16 protein-coding genes and 1 pseudogene are annotated in these 19,062 nt (G+C 55.8%); 3 read left to right on the top strand and 14 right to left on the bottom strand.

The annotated features are described in order from the left end of the window. Window positions 1-83: 83 nt before the first annotated feature. Together CKV99_RS11840 and CKV99_RS11845 are read right to left on the bottom strand one after the other, a co-directional pair. Window positions 84-800, bottom strand: a complete 717-nt coding sequence (locus CKV99_RS11840) for an SDR family oxidoreductase (RefSeq protein WP_092258858.1) — start codon at window positions 798-800, stop codon at window positions 84-86. 70 nt (window positions 801-870) lie between these two features. Continuing rightward, window positions 871-1,521, bottom strand: a complete 651-nt coding sequence (locus CKV99_RS11845; RefSeq protein ID WP_092258855.1) for an alpha-ketoglutarate-dependent dioxygenase AlkB — start codon at window positions 1,519-1,521, stop codon at window positions 871-873. A gap of 349 nt (window positions 1,522-1,870) precedes the next feature. Between CKV99_RS11845 and CKV99_RS11850 the strand changes: the two genes are divergently transcribed. Then, the gene (locus CKV99_RS11850) at window positions 1,871-4,207 is read left to right on the top strand and encodes an ATP-dependent RNA helicase (RefSeq protein WP_092258852.1); all 2,337 of its coding nucleotides are present in this window, start codon (window positions 1,871-1,873) and stop codon (window positions 4,205-4,207) included. 180 nt (window positions 4,208-4,387) lie between these two features. Here CKV99_RS11850 and CKV99_RS11855 read toward each other — a convergent pair whose 3' ends face one another. The 3 genes from CKV99_RS11855 to CKV99_RS11865 all read right to left on the bottom strand — a co-directional run bounded on the left by CKV99_RS11855 (window position 4,388) and on the right by CKV99_RS11865 (window position 6,668). Further along, entirely contained in the window at window positions 4,388-4,957 is a 570-nt protein-coding gene (locus CKV99_RS11855) for a hypothetical protein (RefSeq protein WP_143063439.1), read from the bottom strand. A 152-nt stretch (window positions 4,958-5,109) separates the two neighbouring features. Then, the gene (locus CKV99_RS11860) at window positions 5,110-5,937 is read right to left on the bottom strand and encodes a hypothetical protein (protein ID WP_092258846.1); all 828 of its coding nucleotides are present in this window, start codon (window positions 5,935-5,937) and stop codon (window positions 5,110-5,112) included. 11 nt (window positions 5,938-5,948) lie between these two features. Then, on the bottom strand, window positions 5,949-6,668 hold the full coding sequence (locus CKV99_RS11865; protein ID WP_092258843.1) for an RHS repeat-associated core domain-containing protein: 720 nt from the start codon (window positions 6,666-6,668) through the stop codon (window positions 5,949-5,951). Between CKV99_RS11865 and CKV99_RS15130 the strand changes: the two are divergent. Next, a pseudogene (locus CKV99_RS15130) lies at window positions 6,658-6,807 on the top strand (hypothetical protein); the annotation flags it as partial. The gene CKV99_RS11865 and the pseudogene CKV99_RS15130 sit on opposite strands and share 11 nt — an antisense overlap. Window positions 6,808-7,023: 216 nt before the next feature. Here the strand turns inward: CKV99_RS15130 and CKV99_RS11875 are convergent. The 7 genes from CKV99_RS11875 to CKV99_RS11895 are packed head-to-tail and all read right to left on the bottom strand — an operon-like array spanning window position 7,024 to window position 16,103. Then, window positions 7,024-7,869 (bottom strand): hypothetical protein, encoded by an 846-nt coding sequence (locus CKV99_RS11875; protein WP_092258840.1) that lies wholly within the window; start codon window positions 7,867-7,869, stop codon window positions 7,024-7,026. A gap of 11 nt (window positions 7,870-7,880) precedes the next feature. Next, a complete protein-coding gene (locus CKV99_RS11880) occupies window positions 7,881-13,253 on the bottom strand; it encodes a DUF6531 domain-containing protein (protein WP_095114752.1) in 5,373 nt (1,790 codons plus the stop codon). A 31-nt stretch (window positions 13,254-13,284) separates the two neighbouring features. Continuing rightward, window positions 13,285-13,515: a WXG100 family type VII secretion target gene (locus CKV99_RS14360; RefSeq protein ID WP_157728453.1), complete on the bottom strand. Its 231-nt coding sequence runs from the start codon at window positions 13,513-13,515 to the stop codon at window positions 13,285-13,287. 23 nt (window positions 13,516-13,538) lie between these two features. Continuing rightward, on the bottom strand, window positions 13,539-14,873 hold the full coding sequence (locus CKV99_RS11885; RefSeq protein WP_197697190.1) for an IS256 family transposase: 1,335 nt from the start codon (window positions 14,871-14,873) through the stop codon (window positions 13,539-13,541). 23 nt (window positions 14,874-14,896) lie between these two features. Continuing rightward, window positions 14,897-15,031 (bottom strand): hypothetical protein, encoded by a 135-nt coding sequence (locus tag CKV99_RS15000; RefSeq protein WP_269457275.1) that lies wholly within the window; start codon window positions 15,029-15,031, stop codon window positions 14,897-14,899. Further along, window positions 15,028-15,393, bottom strand: coding sequence for a hypothetical protein (locus CKV99_RS11890; protein ID WP_143063474.1), 366 nt, complete (start codon window positions 15,391-15,393; stop codon window positions 15,028-15,030). Before CKV99_RS11890 ends, CKV99_RS15000 begins: the two co-directional genes overlap by 4 nt. Continuing rightward, complete coding sequence (locus tag CKV99_RS11895) at window positions 15,390-16,103, bottom strand: hypothetical protein (protein ID WP_095114756.1); 714 nt, start codon at window positions 16,101-16,103, stop codon at window positions 15,390-15,392. The genes CKV99_RS11890 and CKV99_RS11895 overlap by 4 nt, the downstream gene beginning before the upstream one ends. A gap of 451 nt (window positions 16,104-16,554) precedes the next feature. Between CKV99_RS11895 and CKV99_RS11900 the strand changes: the two genes are divergently transcribed. Further along, window positions 16,555-17,043: a ferritin gene (locus CKV99_RS11900; RefSeq protein ID WP_092260507.1), complete on the top strand. Its 489-nt coding sequence runs from the start codon at window positions 16,555-16,557 to the stop codon at window positions 17,041-17,043. An 18-nt stretch (window positions 17,044-17,061) separates the two neighbouring features. Here the strand turns inward: CKV99_RS11900 and CKV99_RS11905 are convergent, their stop codons facing one another. Together CKV99_RS11905 and CKV99_RS11910 are read right to left on the bottom strand one after the other, a co-directional pair. Continuing rightward, window positions 17,062-17,685: an aminotransferase class IV gene (locus CKV99_RS11905; RefSeq protein WP_092260505.1), complete on the bottom strand. Its 624-nt coding sequence runs from the start codon at window positions 17,683-17,685 to the stop codon at window positions 17,062-17,064. After that, window positions 17,676-18,962, bottom strand: coding sequence for an anthranilate synthase component I family protein (locus CKV99_RS11910; protein ID WP_157728455.1), 1,287 nt, complete (start codon window positions 18,960-18,962; stop codon window positions 17,676-17,678). The genes CKV99_RS11905 and CKV99_RS11910 overlap by 10 nt, the downstream gene beginning before the upstream one ends. Window positions 18,963-19,062: the final 100 nt, after the last annotated feature.

A 19,062-nucleotide genomic window follows, 5' to 3' on the forward strand; every position in this document is an offset into this window, starting at 1 on the left:
GAAAGTGTAGCGCGCCCTTTCCCGGTCGGGCGTCGAAACCTCTCCCGTAGCGCGCCCTTTCCCGGTCGGGCGCCAGCCCGACGCTACGCCTGGTCGCGCGGCATGATATTCATCGTGTCGATGTTGACGTGCTTCGGCAGGCTAGCCACCCAGCGCACGGCTTCGGCCACATCCTCGGCGGTGAGGTTGAGTTTGCCCTTATAGACGGCATCAGCTCGCGCTTCGTCGCCTTTGAAGCGTTTGCGGGAGAAGTCTGTCCACACCCGCCCCGGGTCGATTTCGCTGATGCGGATGGGGTTGTCGGCTTCCTCGATACGCATCGCACGCGTTAGCGCCCGAACGCCATGTTTCGCCGCGTTATAACCAGCACCTCCCGCATAGGGGCTGAAGCCGGCGATCGATCCGATGTTGATGATCAGCCCTTCCGCTTCAATCAGCTTGGGGTACAGTGCCTTGGTCACGCGCACCAGCCCCAGCACGTTGACCTCGTACATAAAACGCCAGTCATCTTCCACGGCGGCGCGCACCGGGTCCAGCCCGCGCGCCCCGCCCGCATTGTTGACCAGCAAGTCCACGCGTTCGAGCTTATCGACGAGGGCGTCGACCGATTCCTGGCTAGTCACATCAAGCTCGACGGGAATCCCGCCGATCTCTTCTGCCACACGGGTGATGTTGTCCACGTTGCGGGCGGCCACGTACACGGTCCACCCGTCTTGTGCGAGGGCTCGGGCGCTGGCCTCTCCGATGCCTTCGGAGCCGCCGGTGACCACTGCGATCTTCTGGCTTTCTGGGTTGTTCATAGGTCCCAGGGTAGTCAGTTTCACCCGTTTCACACTCAGCGCAGGGTGGGGTTGAAACACCGCGCTGATGTCAAGGCACCACCTGGCGGATCGTGATGTTGATGCGGCCTTCCTTTAACCCGGTACCTGCTGGCCCCGTGCCGTCCCGCACGCCCAACACCCCGTGTTTCGCCCGCCGCGCCGGACCCCCAAATACAATCACATCCCCGCTGGTCAAAAGTACTTCATGGGTACCGGTGGCAGACTCGATGCGGAACACCGTCTCATCACCTATTGAAACACTGATCACCGCGTTGTTCGCCTCTTCTTCTGCATCCACGTGCATTCCCATGCCAGTTCCCGGTGGGTAGTAGTTCACCAACGCAGTCTCGGCACGCACAGTGTTTCCCACCAGCTGATCCAACTGATACGCCTGGGCAAGGGCATCGTCGGCAAGCACCTGAAAATTCTGGGGCACGGGTGGGACCTTGTACCCGTCCACCTCGCGCACGAGGCGGTAGGGGTTGGTGGCCCAGAAGTAGCCTAGCGAGAGGATATAGGCCTCCATCTGGCCGGTACCGACCTGGCGGCGGTGCATGCTTACCGGGGTGCCGGCCACCTGGCGGGCGATCTCGCGGGACTGTTCCACAAGGCGGCGCTGCTGTTCGAGATCAAGCATCCCTGGTAGGTGAACGATGCCCGGCGCGATGCGGGCGGGTGGGCGGGGGATCTCAAGCAACATACCCCGTACCCTAGGTACTCTGCCTGGAAAAGCCAACGCCAGCGACCACGTACGTGTAGTTCGATATCCGGCTAGGCCCAAGATGTCGCCTTGTGCCGGGCCTAGCCGAAACCGGCCGAGCCGGAACGGAAGGTACCGCCCTTTGCGCCACCCTTGGGGCGCGTGCGCTTTTTGGTCGACAAATAACGGGTTTCCCCTCTGCGGAAGCGGGATTTGTCGACCGAAAAGTGCGCTGACGGGGCGTGGCACAAAGTGGGCATTCAGTACCAGGCGGGGATGAACGGCGGGTTAGGCTGCCCAGACAAGTTCCCAAGACAAGTTCCCAAGCAGATTTACTAGACTCACACCCATGTCCTTCAACCTCGACGCGATCGGCGCCGGTCTCCCTGTTGCTGGTGTGATTGGCCAGCTGCCAACCCAAGGCCCGCTCGTCGTCGAGGCCCCTCCCGGCACCGGCAAGACCACACTACTTCCACCCGCGATCAGCAACCTCACCCACAGGGGAGGAAAGGTGCTGGTCACAGCCCCGCGTCGGGTGGCCGTGCGCGCGGCAGCTCGTCGTTTAGCGCAGTTGGATCGGTCAAAGCTTGGCCAGCGTGTGGGCTACTCCATTCGGGGCGAGCATTACGACGGCTCCTTGGTGGAGTTTGTCACCCCGGCTGTGCTGCTGAACCGGTTGATGAAAGACCCGGAGCTGACTGGTATTAGCGCGGTGATCGTCGATGAGGTGCATGAACGTCAACTGGATACGGACCTGGTCTTAGCCATGGTGATGGAGGTGGCCTCGCTGCGCGAGGACCTGTACTTAGCTGCCATGTCTGCAACCTTGGATGCGCAGGCGTTGGCCGAGCACATGGGTGCGCAAATATTATCGACGGAAGCTGTGACCCACCCGCTGGAGATCAGCTACCACCCGCACGAGGGGCGCTCCCGTGGTACGCGCGAGTTTTACCAGCACGTGGCGGACCTCGCGGGCGGGGTTGAGCAAAGAAAGGAGACTGGTGCATCCTCCAACCGTGCGGCCTCCTCAACCTCCGATGCGCGCGAGGAACGAGCGCGCACCCTCGTTTTCGTCCCCGGCGCCCGCGAGGTGGATTTGGTGTGCCAGGCGCTGCCCCACGCCGCTCCCCTGCACGGCCGTCTGACCAGCAAGGAGCAGGATGAGGCACTCAACGGTGATGCGCCTGTGGTTGTGTCCACAACTATCGCTGAGTCTTCCATCACCGTGCCGGGTGTGCACCGCGTGGTGGATGCCGGCCTGGCCCGGGTGCCGCGCCGCGACGCCGCCCGTAGCATGCAGGGCCTGGTCACGGTGTCTACTGCGCGTTCGAGTGCGGATCAGCGCGCGGGCCGTGCTGGCCGCCTTGGCCCCGGTACGGTGCTGCGCGCTTATTCGCAGGAAGACTACCAGCATTTTGCTCCCGAGATCACCCCAGAGATCGCCACCAGTGAACTGACTTCGGCTGCACTGGTCATGGCCGCGTGGGGCACACCTCGCGGCGAGGGCCTCCCGCTTATCGACGAGCCCCCGACCCCTGCAATCCGTGACGCGGAGGAGGTGCTGCGTGCCCTGGGTGCCGTGGATGAAACAGGACATATCACCGACCACGGCACCGCTTTGGCCCGGATGCCGTTGGATCCTCGGTTGGCGTCGGCGCTGGTGAAACATGGTGCGGGAGCTGCGAACACCGTGGCTGCACTGGCAGAAGGGGTGTCGGGTGATTTGGACCGCGTGCGTGCCCCGAAAAGCCAGGTCGACAGATTGAAAAAGTTGGTAGACAACAAAGGTCCGGTTACTGCTGGCGAGGTTGTGGCCAGCGCTTTTCCGGGCTGGGTGGGCAAGCGCGTGGGCGAGGAGTACCTGCTGGCGGCGGGTACGCGGGCCACGTTGGACCACTCCTTGGGGGCGCTGCGGGCGTCCGAGTGGATCGCCGCTGCCGAGGTGCAACTGACGGCACGCGGCGCAATCATCCGGTCGGCTGCGATTCTGGGCGGGGCGCCAGAACAGCGCATTACCGAAGAGACGCGAGCCACCCTCGACGGCGGCAAAGTGCGTGGGAGGAAAGTGAAGGCGATCGGGGCGATTGAGCTCAGCTCAACTCCGGTGCAGCTCTCCCCTGCGGAAGCAGCCGAGGCGCTCAGTAACGTTGGAATCGAGCACTTCCACTTTTCTGAGAAGGCCCAAGCACTCAAAGACCGCCTAGATTTTGCACACGAGCACCTCGGTGAACCGTGGCCCGATGTGAGCAAGGGCGACTACACACCTGAGGTGATGGAGCTGGCCAAAGGGGCGTCGTTAAGCGCGATCGATATGTACCCGGCACTACTTCGTCAACTGCCGTGGCCGGAAGCATCGCGTTTCGACGAGCTGGTGCCCGCGCGCTTAAGCGTGCCCAGCGGGTCGAGTCCGCGGATTTCCTACGCCACCGAAAGGCCGATTGTGCGGGTGAAGCTGCAGGAATGTTTCGGCCTGGCGGCTAGCCCAGAGGTGTGCGGGGTGCGGGTGCTGTTCCATCTGCTTTCTCCGGCCGGGCGCGAGCTGGCGGTAACCGATGACCTAAGCAGCTTCTGGGACGGGCCGTACCAGGACGTGCGCAAGGAGATGCGCGGACGCTACCCCAAACACCCGTGGCCCGAAGACCCGTGGACAGCACCAGCCACCGCACGGACGAAAAAGCGGATGTGAAAGACCCTGATTTTTAGTCAGCTGGAGCACGCAAGGCCTAGCCGGCTATGCCACCACAGAGTTTCGTGACCGTGTGACCCGCCCCGTTGTATCTCCGACTTCGGTACAGGGGGATTGCTCTTGCTCGCCAAACATGATCCAGACGTAAGCCTTGTCTAGCCAGTCGAATCCTCGAAGAAACTATGTGGCAGGATGCTCCACCCCGATGTTTGCCACAGCAACATCAGTCCACGGATCAGTAGCAAAACGAGACTGCTTCAACCACTGAAACCTCTCATCCAGACGAGACTGCTTACGCCGCGAAATCCCCCTCACAATAAGCACCTGCCCCTCATGCAGGATCTCACCATCCAAACGCAGAAAACGATTCATCTGATCAAAATTCCGCTTATGAGGCACTTCATCAATCATGCTCCAATCTGAACTGAGCATCATATCTGCCTCACGACCTTCGGCATACTGGTACTTTTCCATCTCATCAACAATATAAGTGATATCAAGATCTTTAGCACCCACCATAATCGCCACCGAAAAGAACTTCCGGGTAGCCGGATCATCAAACGAGCGTTCCGCATAAGGACGAAGATTCTCAATAATCTCCTTCCGCTGTTCTCGCGTCGTTGCTTTACGTAACTCCCTATCCCACAAAACCTGATCCATGTCAAAGTCCGGAACCGTCCGGTAAATAATTCCATCTATAAATTCATTAACCTCAGGAATGGTAGCGTATGGATTCACAAACTCAGACACAACAAAACCTCCTTGGTTCACAAAAATTGACACAGGGTCAGATCCCTACTCCAGACAACCCACACACTCGTTGCAAGCCCCGTACAGCCACGCGGACCTACATCCAGACCACCCCTACTCCTGCCCGGAAGGCTTAGTTGGGCTGTGTCAAGTTAAGGCCGTAACTCTAGCGCAGCGGTCGAAACATAAAGACACATCCTCAAAAACTCAATATCCGACTCCCGATACGGCGCCGTTACCTCCTGGAAACGCTCCAACGAGGTAATCGACTCATCATGGACGCTGTCATACACCTCAAACCGGCCATCAGCAAACACATACCCAATCACCGCATCCAACGCCTCCAACCACTGAGCCATATCAGTGTTAATCCTCGGCCACTGCTGCTCAATCCTCGGCCACCGATACAACCATACAGTCAACTCAGTTGGCCAGGGTTGACGAAGATCACCGAGAAAGCATTCATCCAAGTAACGCTCAATATTCTGCGGTGCATCAAAATCACCCAACACAAAATACTCAGGATCACGCTTATGCGACGGCCGATCCGGATGAAAATACGTCAACTGCGGTACGAGCAAAGTCCCAGACTTCGTCCGCTCCGAAGGCAGAATAAAAGCAACCGACTGATCCTCATTCCACACCTGATCACCACCAAACACAGACAACCGACCCTCGTACTGCTTGTTCCACTGCTCCACAAACCGGTACGGATCAGACACATCAAGCCCATCAACCAACGGCAACGACAACGCCCACTTGATCGTCCTCTCCACAATAACGCCATCCACAATCGTCCACAACGACTTGGGAACGTAGTTCTGCACGCCAAACTCAGCGGTCATATACACATACTCAACACCCTGAGATACCACCCGCTGGACCTCAAACTCAGGATCTTCCTCAAACACCGAGAAATCACAATCACCAAAATCATGATCCAACAAAAAACTCGGCTCAAACGACACCTCAGACGGCATAACACACCTCTCTACTTCTGCTGCTGCACATGCACTTTGAGCTTCTTGAATTCTTCAGCCCGCCCATTGTCATTAACAGTAAACTCTCTGGCCTCCGGCAACGTAATGTCAATAGTTTGACCACCCGACTTACTATCCGAACGGTACTGAACCATAGTTTTATCCTCTAATTCAAAATAATCGATCTTAATTTCACCGCTTTGCGGTCTAGGCTTTACCTCGTGTCCTTGACGTAATGTATCCCAGATCTCGTCGACATCTTCCGCGCTATTTACTTCGAATACACCTTTGCTGTTCGGCCTACCGTGTATCGACTTCTCGGTCACATGATCAACAACGTCAGACCCAGAATTATAAGGCTTCGGCACGTGTGGTTTCCCCTCAGGTGCATCACTCTTCTTCGGTGTCTGAGGATCAACTAGGTCCTTATCACCTCCCGCACCTGGCGTAGGACAGCTTTTTAGCCCAAGCGGATCAACCCAGTACCCGGCGTGGTCAACATAGCCTTGTGCACTGGCTATACGCGGTGATGCGCCGAGAGGGTCTTGGGCGTTGTACACCCCAGCCTGCGGATGGTAATAACGGAATCGGTTATACGCCCACCCAGACTCCTCATCGAAGTACTGCCCTGTAAACAACAACGGCGACGACTGAGTTCCACGCCACGACCGCACCCCACTCGATGCCTTCGAGGCAGCACTAGCGCATGAGAAGAAGGTTTCCGCCTCCATCCGTGATATCGCGCGGATTGCCGATGAAGTCAAAGAGACTACGACTCGCGCCCACTGCTCCACGAATTCCTCGCTGAGCAAATCGAGGAAGAAGCCGACAGCCCAGACGTCTCCGAGATCGTCGACCAGCTACCCCTAGTAGACAACGAGGGCACCGGCGTTCTGCGCCTGGATACCTCCCTGGGCCAGCGCGACGACTAACCACAACAGGCTCCGGAGCTACGGGATCACGTCTACCGGCTCGGCATGGGCATCCATCCAGGCCAGCACTTGACGACGAATCCCTTCCGGAGCCGTGCCAAAACGGCGCACACCAGTCGCATTAAGCAACCACGCCCTTGCCCGGAAGGCCTAGTTAAGGCCGTAACTCCAGCGCAGCAACAGAGACGAAGAAACACGACTCAAGATTGCTAATGTTTCCGCTCTCCCGGTACGGAGCGGTTACCTCCTGGAAACGCTCCAACGAGGTAATCGACTCGTCGGTGTTAAGGTCGTAAACCTCGAACCGGCCATCAGCAAAGACATACCCAATCACCGCATCCAACGCCTCCAACCACTGAGCCTCGTCGAAACGCACATCCGGCCACCGTTGGTTAATTCCCGGCCACCACCGAAGCCACCCATCCAAATCAACTGGCCACTGTCGCAAAAGGTCGCCCCATAAACACTGATCTAAAAACCGCTCTATATTCTGTGGAGCATCATAAGCCCCCAACACAAAATACTCAGGATCGCGCTTATGCGACAGATGACTAGGATGGAAATACTTTAAGTGTGGCAATCTAAACTGCCCCGCCCCAAGACGCTCAGAACAATAAAGAAACCCTACCGATTTATCCTCATTCCAAATCTGATCCCCTCCATACACCCTCAGTTTACCCTCGTATTGCTTGTTCCACTGCTCAACAAACCGGTACGGATCAGACACATCAACCCCATCAATCGTCAACCGTTGCAGCTGGTCTAACGTGTTGTCCCACCTAATAGTCAACTCCCTGACAATCCCATCAACCACCACCCAACGTGTATCCGGAAACAACCCCCCAACAGCCACATCAGAGTCAATTAGTAGATACTCAACACCCTGCGATCTGACCCTCTCAACATTGAAGGCTGGGTCGTCCTCAAATACCGAGAAATCACAATCTGCAAAATCCATCTCGAGCAAGAAACTCGGCTCGAACAACGCCTCCGATGGCATAACACACCTCTCTACTTCTGCGTCTGCACATGCACTTTTAGATCTTGGAAGGATTTGGCTTTCCCATTGTCATTAACGGTGAAATCTTTGGCCTCCGGTAACTTAATGTCAATGGTTTGACCACCCGACTTACTGTCCGGGCGGTACTGCACCCTCGTCCCATCCTCTAATTCAAACTTGTCCATCCCGGGAGAATTTGATCGCTCAACGGGTGTGACCTCGTGTCCTTGACGTAATGTATCCCAGATCTCGTCGACATCTTCCGCGCTATTTACTTCGAATACACCGTTTCTATTCGGCCTACCGTGCATCGACTTCTCGGTCACATGATCAACAACGTCAGACCCAGAATTATAAGGCTTCGGCACGTGTGGTTTCCCCTCAGGTGCATCACTCTTCTTCGGTGTCTGAGGATCAACTAGGTCCTTATCACCTCCCGCACCTGGCCTAGGACAGCTTTCTAGCCCAAGCGGATCAACCCAGTACCCGGCGTGGTCAACATAGCCCTGTGCAGAAGCGAGACGCGGTGATGCGCCGAGAGGGTCTTGGGCGTTGTACACCCCAGCCTGCGGATGGTAATAACGGAATCGGTTATACGCCCACCCAGACTCCTCATCGAAGTACTGCCCAGTAAACAACAACGGCGACGACTGAGCTCCACGCCACGACCGCACCCCATACAACGTCTGTGTAGAACGACCAACCACATCACCAGTGACTGGGTCAATGATCTCGTGCGGCGCACCCGCCAAGTCACTAACCAACGCGAAAAACTCGGCATCGACCTCATCCTGACTCCAGTCACAAACATCACGAGACACATCAGGGCCATTGGTATTTAGGTCAGCATTTAGGCCGGTATTTACATCCCTAGTTCCAGTATTTTCACCCTGGCAAGGACTACCTGAAGTGAAACCAATAGTCGGCGGTGTGCGTCGGTCATCAAAAGCCTCAGCGTGTGCGTTAGGAGTGAGAGTGATCTGACCTATAACTTCTCCAGTACCAGGATCAAACGACCATACATATCCGGCTCCACGATCCTGTCCCACAGCAACCTGCTGCCCAGCCAACCGGTCACCCCGATGAGCAAACACCACACGACCAATGATCTCACCAGTAGAGGTGTCAATCCGTTCTTTCGCCACGCGACGATCCAGACCGTCATAGACATATCGGTAGCCCACACCAGGTTCATCAGAAGACTCGAATCCGATGGGTTGCCTCGAGGCAGCGTAGTAGAAACGATGCACCAACGGTTTTTTACTAATCCGCTTCGTCACCGTCTGAGTAACACGGCCAGCTTTGTCATACGTGTACGTGGTCCGCCCCACACGGGTCGGCATCGTCCCGGCTAATTCCACCTGGGAATCACCCACCCCAAACGACATCCCACCAGAAGTGGTAGCAGGTGCAGGCACAGCAATACTGGTAAGCACACCAGCGGGACTAAACCCATACGACTCGGTTGCTGTCGGTGCCCCCGCCGATGATGTAGTTGCTCCACCAACTGCGGAACCACTCACACCATTGGCGGAATCTGCGCTTAGAGTGCCACGGGCAATCATGTCGGCACCTGTAGCATCCCGGCGCACCCCAGTCACACGCCCCATGATGTCCACATCGAAAGCAGTAGTACCGCGTAACTGATCGACTATGCCAGTCAACGTGGTATCGTCACGCCACGAAAACTTCCGGCCCACCACACTACGCATCCCACGAGGTGTTTCAAAAGCGGCACCACTGGACTTCGCACCAGTTGTAGGCGCAGCTAGAGTCAATGCGCCGGTGAGATCTTCTATCAGCCTGCCCCGAACATCATAATCAAAGCTACGTACCAGCGATCCGACACTAATGCGGTCACGCTGCCCACGACTTCCCCGCCCATACGTGATATCAGTGACCGTGGTGGCAATCTCTCTGCCATTACGGGTGTGGCTGATCGCCGAGGTTGTGATCTCGCCGACTTCGTTACGCTGATAAACCGTGTTGAAAACGTCACCACCTGGCAGCGTGAGGTGATCGCTGGCTACCACGCCTGTTGGGCTACGACGAAGTTCCTGAACAACAGACTCTCCAGATGCCAACGCGACAGCCTCATGGGTGATACGGCCATAATCATCCCTGGTGTAAGACACCGTAGTCAGCGGATTACTAATTGTAGAAATACGCCCAAGCTCGTCGTAGGAGTAGACAGTCGTTCCTGAAGCATCGACGACAGTCTCCACCCGCCCTAAAGCATTCCACGTGGTAGTCGTCGTTCCCGCCGGTGAGATGACCTTCCCAACCAACCCATCAGACGATACAACAGACTCCGTAACAATTCCGTTGTAGTCCACCTCACGGCTGATCATCCCATCCAAATTATATTCATATTTCCAGGTGTTACCGTCGGCGTTAGTTAGTGCCACCGGTTGCATCTGCGTGTTATAGGTCAGGTGGGTTACTGACCCCGCCGCATCGGTTATTGCCAACGGTTTATCGAACACTGTGTACCGGGTTCGCGTAGTCGCCCCGATTTCGTTAGTAACCGACAGTTGATTACCTTCACCATCGTAAGTAGTGGTGATTGTGGTTCCGTCTGGGTGTGTCACTGCTGATGGCCAGCCCTCAGGCGTGTAATCAATGGTAGTGGTGTTGCCATCCGCATCCAACGTCTCAATGACCAAGCCACGTACATCGCGGATCACACTGGTACGTCGGCCAGCCGGATCCACAACAGCGACCTGCCGGCCAGCATCATCACACTCCAGCTGTGTAGTCAGCCCCTCCGGGTTAGTAGCCGCGGCCACCACCGCACCAGAAGCCCGTAGTTCATACTCAAGTGTAGAGCGCGCCCCCGTCGGGTCGGTGACTCCAGTAGTCATGCCGAAAGCATCCACCTCGTACTCAGTGATCTGCCCGTCTCGGCCGACCACACGAACCGGTACACCCCACGACCCAGGTTCCACATGAGTACTTGTCTCATCCGGATAAAAGACAGAAACTAACACACCGTCCTCGTTGTACTCGTAACGAGTCGTAGCCCCAGCGGTGTTAGTTGTCGCTACCGGCACGTGGTTGGCATCGAATTCCGTATCCACCACGGTGCCTTCCGGAGTAATCACTCGCCACACATCACCGTGTGCAGTAGATCGATACACCGTTGGACGGATATCACCCAACACCTCGTCATACAGTAATTCGGGATTTATCGTCCATGGTTGATCATCACGAGCACCAGTCCGCCCCCTCCCGGTTAGGCCCACACTTTCTAGACCATGTTCACGCAACGCCTGCGCAAGAGGCAACGTTTGTAACCGCTGCAAAATGTCCGGGATAACATCATCACCAATATCTAGTGGGTCTTGGGGAAAAGTACACGCGGTTTCCAGGGCAACGGTCACCCCACCGCCAACTGGTGCATCCTCACCAGTATCAGGAAGATAAACCACCGCGTTGGCAAACACACCACCGGTGCCTGCTTGCGCGATAACACGCCCATAATCATCGAAAACGTGATGGTAGGAGACCCCGTTGCGATCTGTCCACCCACAAATCAACCCGCCATCGTTGTAGTGATAGCGCAAGACACCCTCATGTGAATTAATCACTCGACACAACCGGCCCCACGGGTCGTACTCATACAACATAAGACGTTCAGGCGCATCGTCTGGATGAGTCTGGGGGTTCGACACCCAAATACCGGCCACCCGATCGACCGCCTCATCCCACGTAAACTCAAGGTGTGACCCATCGGAGCGCACCATTGACACCATATGACCTGTAGCCTGGTCATAAAAATAATCAATCCGGTGGCCAGTGTGATGAACTACAGACGAAATCCCGATCTCAATACCTAGCTCAGCATCATCAGCAATACATCCCTTAGGTATACCCACATACGTACTACCTACTCCAGGAGAGGTGTCTTCTACCGGGCCGGGGTGAGCATGCGTTTCAGCAGTTCCCACAACGGCAAAGACATAGGTCAAGCCCTGGCTGACATCCCGCACCCGGTAGGCACCATCACCATAGGACAACAACCACCCCCGCCCATCACCGCGGACCTCAGAACCGTCTTCTGGTGCGGAAGGAAATGAAATCAACGCGCCCGTAGGGGTAAGCATGTACACACGATCGTGAGTAACTTCAATGCGCACATCCAAACGGGAAACCCACTGCGAGCCGAACGCACGGCCCATCTCATGCGACGTAAACGCAGCCCTGTCAACCACCAACGGCAACACTCCTCCGAGATGGACGTCCGTATGTTCATGAATCATTGCACCAGTAGCCAAATCCACCGGCTCAAGAGCTTGCCTAACCCGGTCATAGCCTCGCGCTAACAAAGAGTTATCATCCATCCGGCCACGGAACTTTTGGGCTAAATCACCGGCATGCCGGGCAAGAGGAGTATTCTTCAAAGGTCTAAGTAATCGCCCCGCCGGGATGAAAGTCAAAGCTGCATCAATGACAACGGGAATCCAGCCCTGATTACCAGACGCAGCCAAGGCCACATCAAGACCCAGAGATGCGCCACCAAAGGCAGCACCCGCAATCAAAAGAAACGGAGCAAGCGGAGCAAGCGGAGTAAAAGCTAAAACAAGACCGATACCAGCAACAATTGCCCCCACATTAGCTAACCCATCGGCTAACTTCTTCAACCACTCCGCGTTCTTATCTAAGAAGTTATCTATATCCTCTAAGCGACGTTCCAACCAGTTTTTATTTTCCTCGAAGCGTTTCTTCGTCTGCGATTCAACCTTCGCCACAACAAACTTAACACTCGATATTAACGACTGTTTAATACTACGTGCCGAATCGAGATGACCCTGCCACGCATTATTAACCGAATGATACTTAGCTTTCGCAGCTTCAAAAGCTGCTTGCGCCGCACTAGCCTCGGCCTGAGCCGTCGCCGCTGTAGACGCCGTGACAGCATTAAGGCCAGGTACAAGCGCGGTACCAGCCGCCGTCGCCGTCGCAGCCATTGCTGTTGCACGCGCACGAATAGCATTGGCCTCGGCGGTGTTATAGGCAGACACGGCTGCACGATGCGCCGTGTGCGTCGGCAGCGCCACTGCCATCAAAGATGTCATCCGGGTAAGATGTGTCGTTAATGTCTCACCATACTCGTCTAACGCACGAGCCACACCTTGGTGAGCCTCACCAGTGGTGGTTAAATCTCGGGGGAAGTTATCGTAGACAATCTGGGAATACTTCTCTGCTTCTGTCCCCTCAAACCCAGCAGTATTCACTAACCGGAAATCATCAGCAGACTGACACGCCGCTTCGCCAAAATTCCGCCACCGAATCGCCACATCACCAACAGAACTGGGATCCCCACCGATGAAAAACTCATCCGACTCATACTTGTGAAACGCCGCAAGATGAACAACAGGCATAACTGCATCTTTCGGAATAAATCTCTACTTGTTAATTAGTTTGCTCATCCAACAGCTCGTTGATGGGCACACGCATTTGCTGATTGGCCTGTTGGATACTGCCCAACATCTCAGAAACAGATGTCAATACCTCAGTCAGGCCTGCCGCCCCGGAATTCCATTCAGTGATGATTGATTGGTACATGTCCGACTCACTCCCCTCCCATGATTGGGAGAGTTCGCGCACCGACGCATCAATCGCCTCCAGCACAGAGGGTGTCAAGTTGTTTGTGTGTGGGGTTGATTTTATAGGTAGTTTTGGAAGCGGTCGGGGTAGGCTACGGACATTTGGTTGATGGCTTGTTTCCACCCTGCCACGCGTGCACCTTCTATGAGGCGTCCGGCTGTGGCAGCAACCTTTTTGCCTTCTTTGGCTCGTTTGGCGGCACGGCGATCTTCGATATTGCAGATCATCAACCACAGCGTCTTGACTGCGGATTCATCGTTAGTGAACTGCACCCTATTACGGGTGGCTTTACGTAGTTGATTGTTAAACGATTCAATCGAATTCGTCGTGTAGATCACCTTCCTCGCTGCTGGCGGGAACTGTAGAAACGGTATAAACCGATCCCACGCATCGCGCCACACTTTCACTGATTGCGGATATTTCTGCCCCAGCTCAGTTGCAGCAAAGTGTTCTAACGCTTGCGCTGCCTGGTCCTCATCAGCAGCGGTGTAGATCTGCTTTAAAGCCGCTGATACTGCTTTACGGTCCCCGTACGCAACCCACCGGTTGGCTGCCCTGATCAGGTGGACGATACAGGTTTGAACCATCGAGTTCGGCCAGGTCGCTTCGACTGCTTCTGGCAGGCCTTTCAACCCATCACAGCACACGATGAAAACGTCTTTAACACCCCGGTTAGCCAGGTGGGAACAGACCTGTGCCCAGAACGAGGCTCCTTCTTCTTTGGCAATCCAAATACCCAGGATGTGCTTAATACCGTCCATATCCACCCCGATAGCCAGATAAGCAGACTTGTTGACCACTCGCCCACCATCACGGACTTTGATACGCAGTGCATCGAGGAACACCACGGGGTAGAACTCATCTAGCTGGCGGCTTTGCCACTGCAGTACTTCGTCGAGCACTGCATCAGTAACCGCAGAGATCGTCTCATGCGACACATCGATCTTCAAGGCTGTGGCTAGGTGGTGTTGGATATCACGGATGGTCATCCCACCGGCATACAAACTAACGATCATGTCATCGACATCGGTCAGGCAACGTACTCCTTTAGGCACCATCGTCGGAACAAACGTCCCCTGCCGATCACGGGGCACATCAATGGTGACAGGCCCATAGTTAGAATCCACGGTCTTTGGATAGCTGCCATTGCGGTGGTTATCAGCCCGAGCAGCGTTTTTGGCTGCCCTGTCACCAGACTGATAGCCGAGGTGGACATCCATTTCCGCCTGCAATGCTGCCGATAGCGAGGCTTGCAGCATGCCCCTGACCAGTTCATTGGCATCCGTAGTAGAGGTTGCAAGCTCCTTGATGATTTTAGCTACCTCAGGATTGGCAAGCAGTTTCTCCTCAATAGCATCAATCCGAGCTTTATCCTCTGGATCACGTCGCGTCATAGTCGTCATTGTGGTTCATCTCCTCATGCAGGATCGGTATCCCACACACAAACCATCTGACACCATCCCAGCACATCGAAGATCGCTGCCTGAATTGCACCAATCTCAACCCGATAAGCATCAGCGGAAGAATCCCGGAAACCATACTCCACCGTCACGGGGACACCTGCCCACAAGCAGTACCACCACGAGAAATACCAGAACGCAACTGATCGGCAGCAGAATCAACCTCGTGGGAAACCATCCCATCAAACTCGCTGATATGGTCAACAATCTTGGCCGTCACCTCAGATAACACACCAACATTGTCATTCAACGTCTTACGCGACTGCTTCCACTCGTCATAAAAACGATAAAGCGCCTCCGCTACAGCATCACCAGAACCAGGAACCTTATCCTCACCAACAAGCAACTCCGCCCCAGATTCCGCAGCAACTAGCTCATCATGCACCGTCAACAAATTCTCAGCAATACTACGCAACTGGCCCAAAGGCACCTGAATATTATCACTAAACATCACTCAGAATCCTCCCCTGAAACAACAACCCACGCCGATTCCTCGCCGAACTGACTCTCCGTCGCCGCAACTTCATCGCCTGCAAAATCGTCTACAGTATCCACACTATTAACCACGCGAGTAACAATCTTGCGCATGGTCTCAGATGTCTCCAGACTTGGCGCTACGCCAGATACCACAAGTGTCCAAGTGGTCTGCGCTAAAGGCAAAAACCCCTGATGCACATACACGTCACGCCGATCAGTCATCGGGCCGGACTGTCGAGTCGACTCCGCCAACACCCACCCCACACCAGCCCGAGTACGACCATACTCAACTAACGCGCCCTGACACGCCTCCTCCACAGACACAAGCGAAGCCGACTGCGGTGAAGAATCCATCCAGCCAAACGTCAACGACGCCACAGACAAAACCGACCCCTCAACCACACCACCTTTCAACAACACCGCCACAGCACCCGCATCCTGGGCAGCCTTCACCGCCTGAGACAATATCTGACCAGCCTGCCGTTTCTGTGCAGATTTCAGCCGAAACCCCGAAAAGACCGCCTCCACCGTACGATCAATCCTTCCCCGCCACGTCTCAGGATGAATATCAAGCACACAAAACGTCGGCGGAAGCTCTACCCTCCACTTAAACGGCGGGCGTGGTGCCTCCTGCCGGTAAACAACCTCAGACCCCATCACACCCACCAACTTGACCGACCCCTCCACTAAACATCCCCAGTTCCACACTCTTATCAAAATACAAGACAAAAACCACGTCAATCCCTCACATGCAACCTTAAAACACAGCCAATAATAGCAACATCCCCATGACTTCGAACATTGTCGAATACAGCCTGCTTACCCGAAGAAAAAGGCCGATAGAGAAACAAACAACATAAGAGAACGGGGGGCACGTTATCAGCAAACTATTACAATGCTCCAAGCCCGCACCCAGTAAGCATTGTACCCCCAAACCACCCCCAAAGCCGCCTAAAAAACACCAACTACCACGCGCACGAAGAAGCGCATATAGGGAGGAGACCGTGGGCGGCCCGTACGGCACGATGCGTGTGAAATGCGTATGATGGTGCGCACAGATACGCGGTGTCGCTTCGCGAGGAGCGGCATGTTTTACAAGTACTAAAAACCAAACGACGTAAAGGTAAGGCTAAAACATATGAACGAAAAGCTATACGCAGCTCTGAACGATCAGGTAACCAAGGAATTTGAGGCGGCGTTGGTCTACCGCCAGCTGTCCTACGAAATGGACCGCCTGTCGCTTCCAGGTATGCAGAACTGGTTCGAAGAACAAGCCGCTGAAGAAATCGACCACGCCAACCGCTTCGCAGCACACCTCCTAGACCGTGGCGAAAAAGTGACCATCGGCAAGATCGAGATCGAAGCGCTCAACATTAATTCTGCTCTCGACGCCTTCGAGGCATCGTTGGCACACGAGAAAAAGGTTTCCGCCTCCATCCGTGATATCGCGCGGATTGCAGATGAAGTCAAAGACTACGACTCGCGCCCACTGCTCCACGAATTCCTCGCTGAGCAAATCGAGGAAGAGGCAGACGTCTCCGAGATCGTCGACCAGCTACGCCTAGTGGACAACGAGGGCACCGGCGTTCTACGCCTGGATACCTCCCTGGGCCAGCGCGACGACTAACCACAACAGTCTCCGGAGCTACGGGATCACGTCTACCGGCTCGGCATGGGCATCCATCCAGCCCAGCACTTGACGACGAATCCCTTCCGGAGCCGCACCAAAACGACGCACACCAGTCGCATTAAGCAACCACCCCGCATCAAACTTTTCTGGCGGTAACGGGCCAACAAACTCATACGGGAACCCAAAAGCGTCGAAAGCACGAACCACCAACCTGCGCGTCACACTATCAAGCTGGCGTGGGTGCTGCGGAAACAGGGCGCGACCACCGCTAAAAAGCACTGGGGTAGCAAAACAGGCCTCAACAACAAGACCATCGTGATCGATGAGCCACGCCTCCCCACCAGACGGTTTCACCGAGGCCAACCATTCCAGATCCGGCCCTTTGACCAGTGGGCTAGTGCGATCGTCGAAAAGCGAACCCATGATTCGCACCGAATCCTCTTCCACTCTCGCGGGACGCCTACGCACACTCACACCGGCAGCCGTAAACTCCAAACGTGGCGAGCCGCGCACCCCGGACAACAACCGGCGGAGCTGATCTATGGGCACCCCAGTAGCGCGGTGGAAACGCTGCAAATGCAAACTCAGCCCGCGCACTTTCCCATCCCGAACAGTGAAAGAATCAGCAGCTAAAAGCATAAAAGCTTCCTAAAGGGGCGGAGCTTTACCTCCACTTCCTCAAGCTCAGCTGCGGTGTCACTTAAAGCAGTGATGGCCCCGCCCACCCCATAGCTGAGCTCACCACCGTCTACTACCACGGTACGGATCAACACTGAAAAGTCAGCGGCACCATCCGCCGTGATATGCCCCGCTACTCCCGAATACCAGCCACGCCGCTGCGGTTCAAGGACGTGTAACGCCTTTACCGCACGGGCCTTCGGAGCGCCGGTCATCGAACCCGGAGGCATGCACGCCTGCACCACATCCACGGGCCCAACACCTGGCCGAAGCTGGCCCTCAACAGTACTGATCAGCTGGTGAGCATCCGAAAACGTATGCACCTCACACAACTGCGACACCTGCACCGAACCGGGGCGGCACACCTGGCAGAGATCTTCACACATGATGTCCACAATCATGCGGTTTTCCTCAAAATCCTTCTTACTGGCCGCAAGCTCAGCAACAATCGCAGCATCCTCAGCAGGCGATACGCCACGGCCACGCGTGCCCTTAATCGGATTCACCTGCACCTTTCCATCACTGGTTACCTGAAGGAAACGCTCCGGCGAAGCCGACAAGAAAGCAGTGTTATCAATATTCCACAGACTAGCCATTGGTGTCGGAGAGTGCGCGCGCAAACGCAGATAAAGATCCAGCACAGCGTCGTCGGAAAGCGTGCCGTCGGAAAGCGTCGTCCGCCACGAGGTGGTTAAGCATAACTGCGCGCACTGCCCTGCCGCAATCAACTCCTGGCACCGTGCGATCATGGCCGCGTACTGGTCACGGCGCACATCCGGCACCGGTGCCTTCAACCCTAAAGAGGCGGGATCACCAGCGCTATTCCCGCCGCGAGCAGCCACCTCCTGCCCAGCCAATTCTTGCGGAAGCGTCGCCTCGTAGCTGTGATAAAGCCACAGCTGGCCATGCTCCTGGACCACCACAACATCAGGTACCAGCACTAACGCCTGCGTAGACTCGTAGTTCAGCGCCACAAAATAGCCCGGCTGGTAGCCAGGCCCGTTAGTAGGCTCGTCCGCCACACCCACCGGAAGCGCCGGAAGCTGGTCAAGCCCACAGGTTCTCCCCGCCCAACCAGAACCCATATTCGCCCCGATATAGCTGCGCTGGCCCGTGGGGTGCTCACTATCCGCACTATCAAGCCAGACAAATCCGTCGGCATTGGCAGAAAGAATCCGGGCAAGGTCGGGCAGAGTGCCGCCAATACGACGCACCTGCCATTGCTGTGGTAAACCCATAGGCGAAAACGATACCGGAACACTGGCCCACCCCATAGTTGTCAGCACATGAAACGACGTTGTTCCCACCTGCCCCGACACGAAAGGCCACTCGAAGTTT

Origin of the sequence: Corynebacterium cystitidis (assembly GCF_900187295.1) — a bacterium.
Classification (GTDB): Bacteria; Actinomycetota; Actinomycetes; order Mycobacteriales; family Mycobacteriaceae; genus Corynebacterium; species Corynebacterium cystitidis.

Coding starts and splice junctions, on each gene's coding strand:
- CKV99_RS11880 (WP_095114752.1), bottom strand. CDS start 13,253: ATGCCTGTTGTTCATCTTGCGGCGTTTCACAAGTATGAGTCGGATGAG.
- CKV99_RS11860 (WP_092258846.1), bottom strand. CDS start 5,937: ATGCCGTCTGAGGTGTCGTTTGAGCCGAGTTTTTTGTTGGATCATGAT.
- CKV99_RS11875 (WP_092258840.1), bottom strand. CDS start 7,869: ATGCCATCGGAGGCGTTGTTCGAGCCGAGTTTCTTGCTCGAGATGGAT.
- CKV99_RS11885 (WP_197697190.1), bottom strand. CDS start 14,873: ATGACGCGACGTGATCCAGAGGATAAAGCTCGGATTGATGCTATTGAG.
- CKV99_RS11845 (WP_092258855.1), bottom strand. CDS start 1,521: ATGTTGCTTGAGATCCCCCGCCCACCCGCCCGCATCGCGCCGGGCATC.
- CKV99_RS11850 (WP_092258852.1), top strand. CDS start 1,871: ATGTCCTTCAACCTCGACGCGATCGGCGCCGGTCTCCCTGTTGCTGGT.
- CKV99_RS11900 (WP_092260507.1), top strand. CDS start 16,555: ATGAACGAAAAGCTATACGCAGCTCTGAACGATCAGGTAACCAAGGAA.
- CKV99_RS11905 (WP_092260505.1), bottom strand. CDS start 17,685: ATGCTTTTAGCTGCTGATTCTTTCACTGTTCGGGATGGGAAAGTGCGC.
- CKV99_RS11840 (WP_092258858.1), bottom strand. CDS start 800: ATGAACAACCCAGAAAGCCAGAAGATCGCAGTGGTCACCGGCGGCTCC.
- CKV99_RS11910 (WP_157728455.1), bottom strand. CDS start 18,962: ATGGGTTTACCACAGCAATGGCAGGTGCGTCGTATTGGCGGCACTCTG.
- CKV99_RS11865 (WP_092258843.1), bottom strand. CDS start 6,668: ATGGAGGCGGAAACCTTCTTCTCATGCGCTAGTGCTGCCTCGAAGGCA.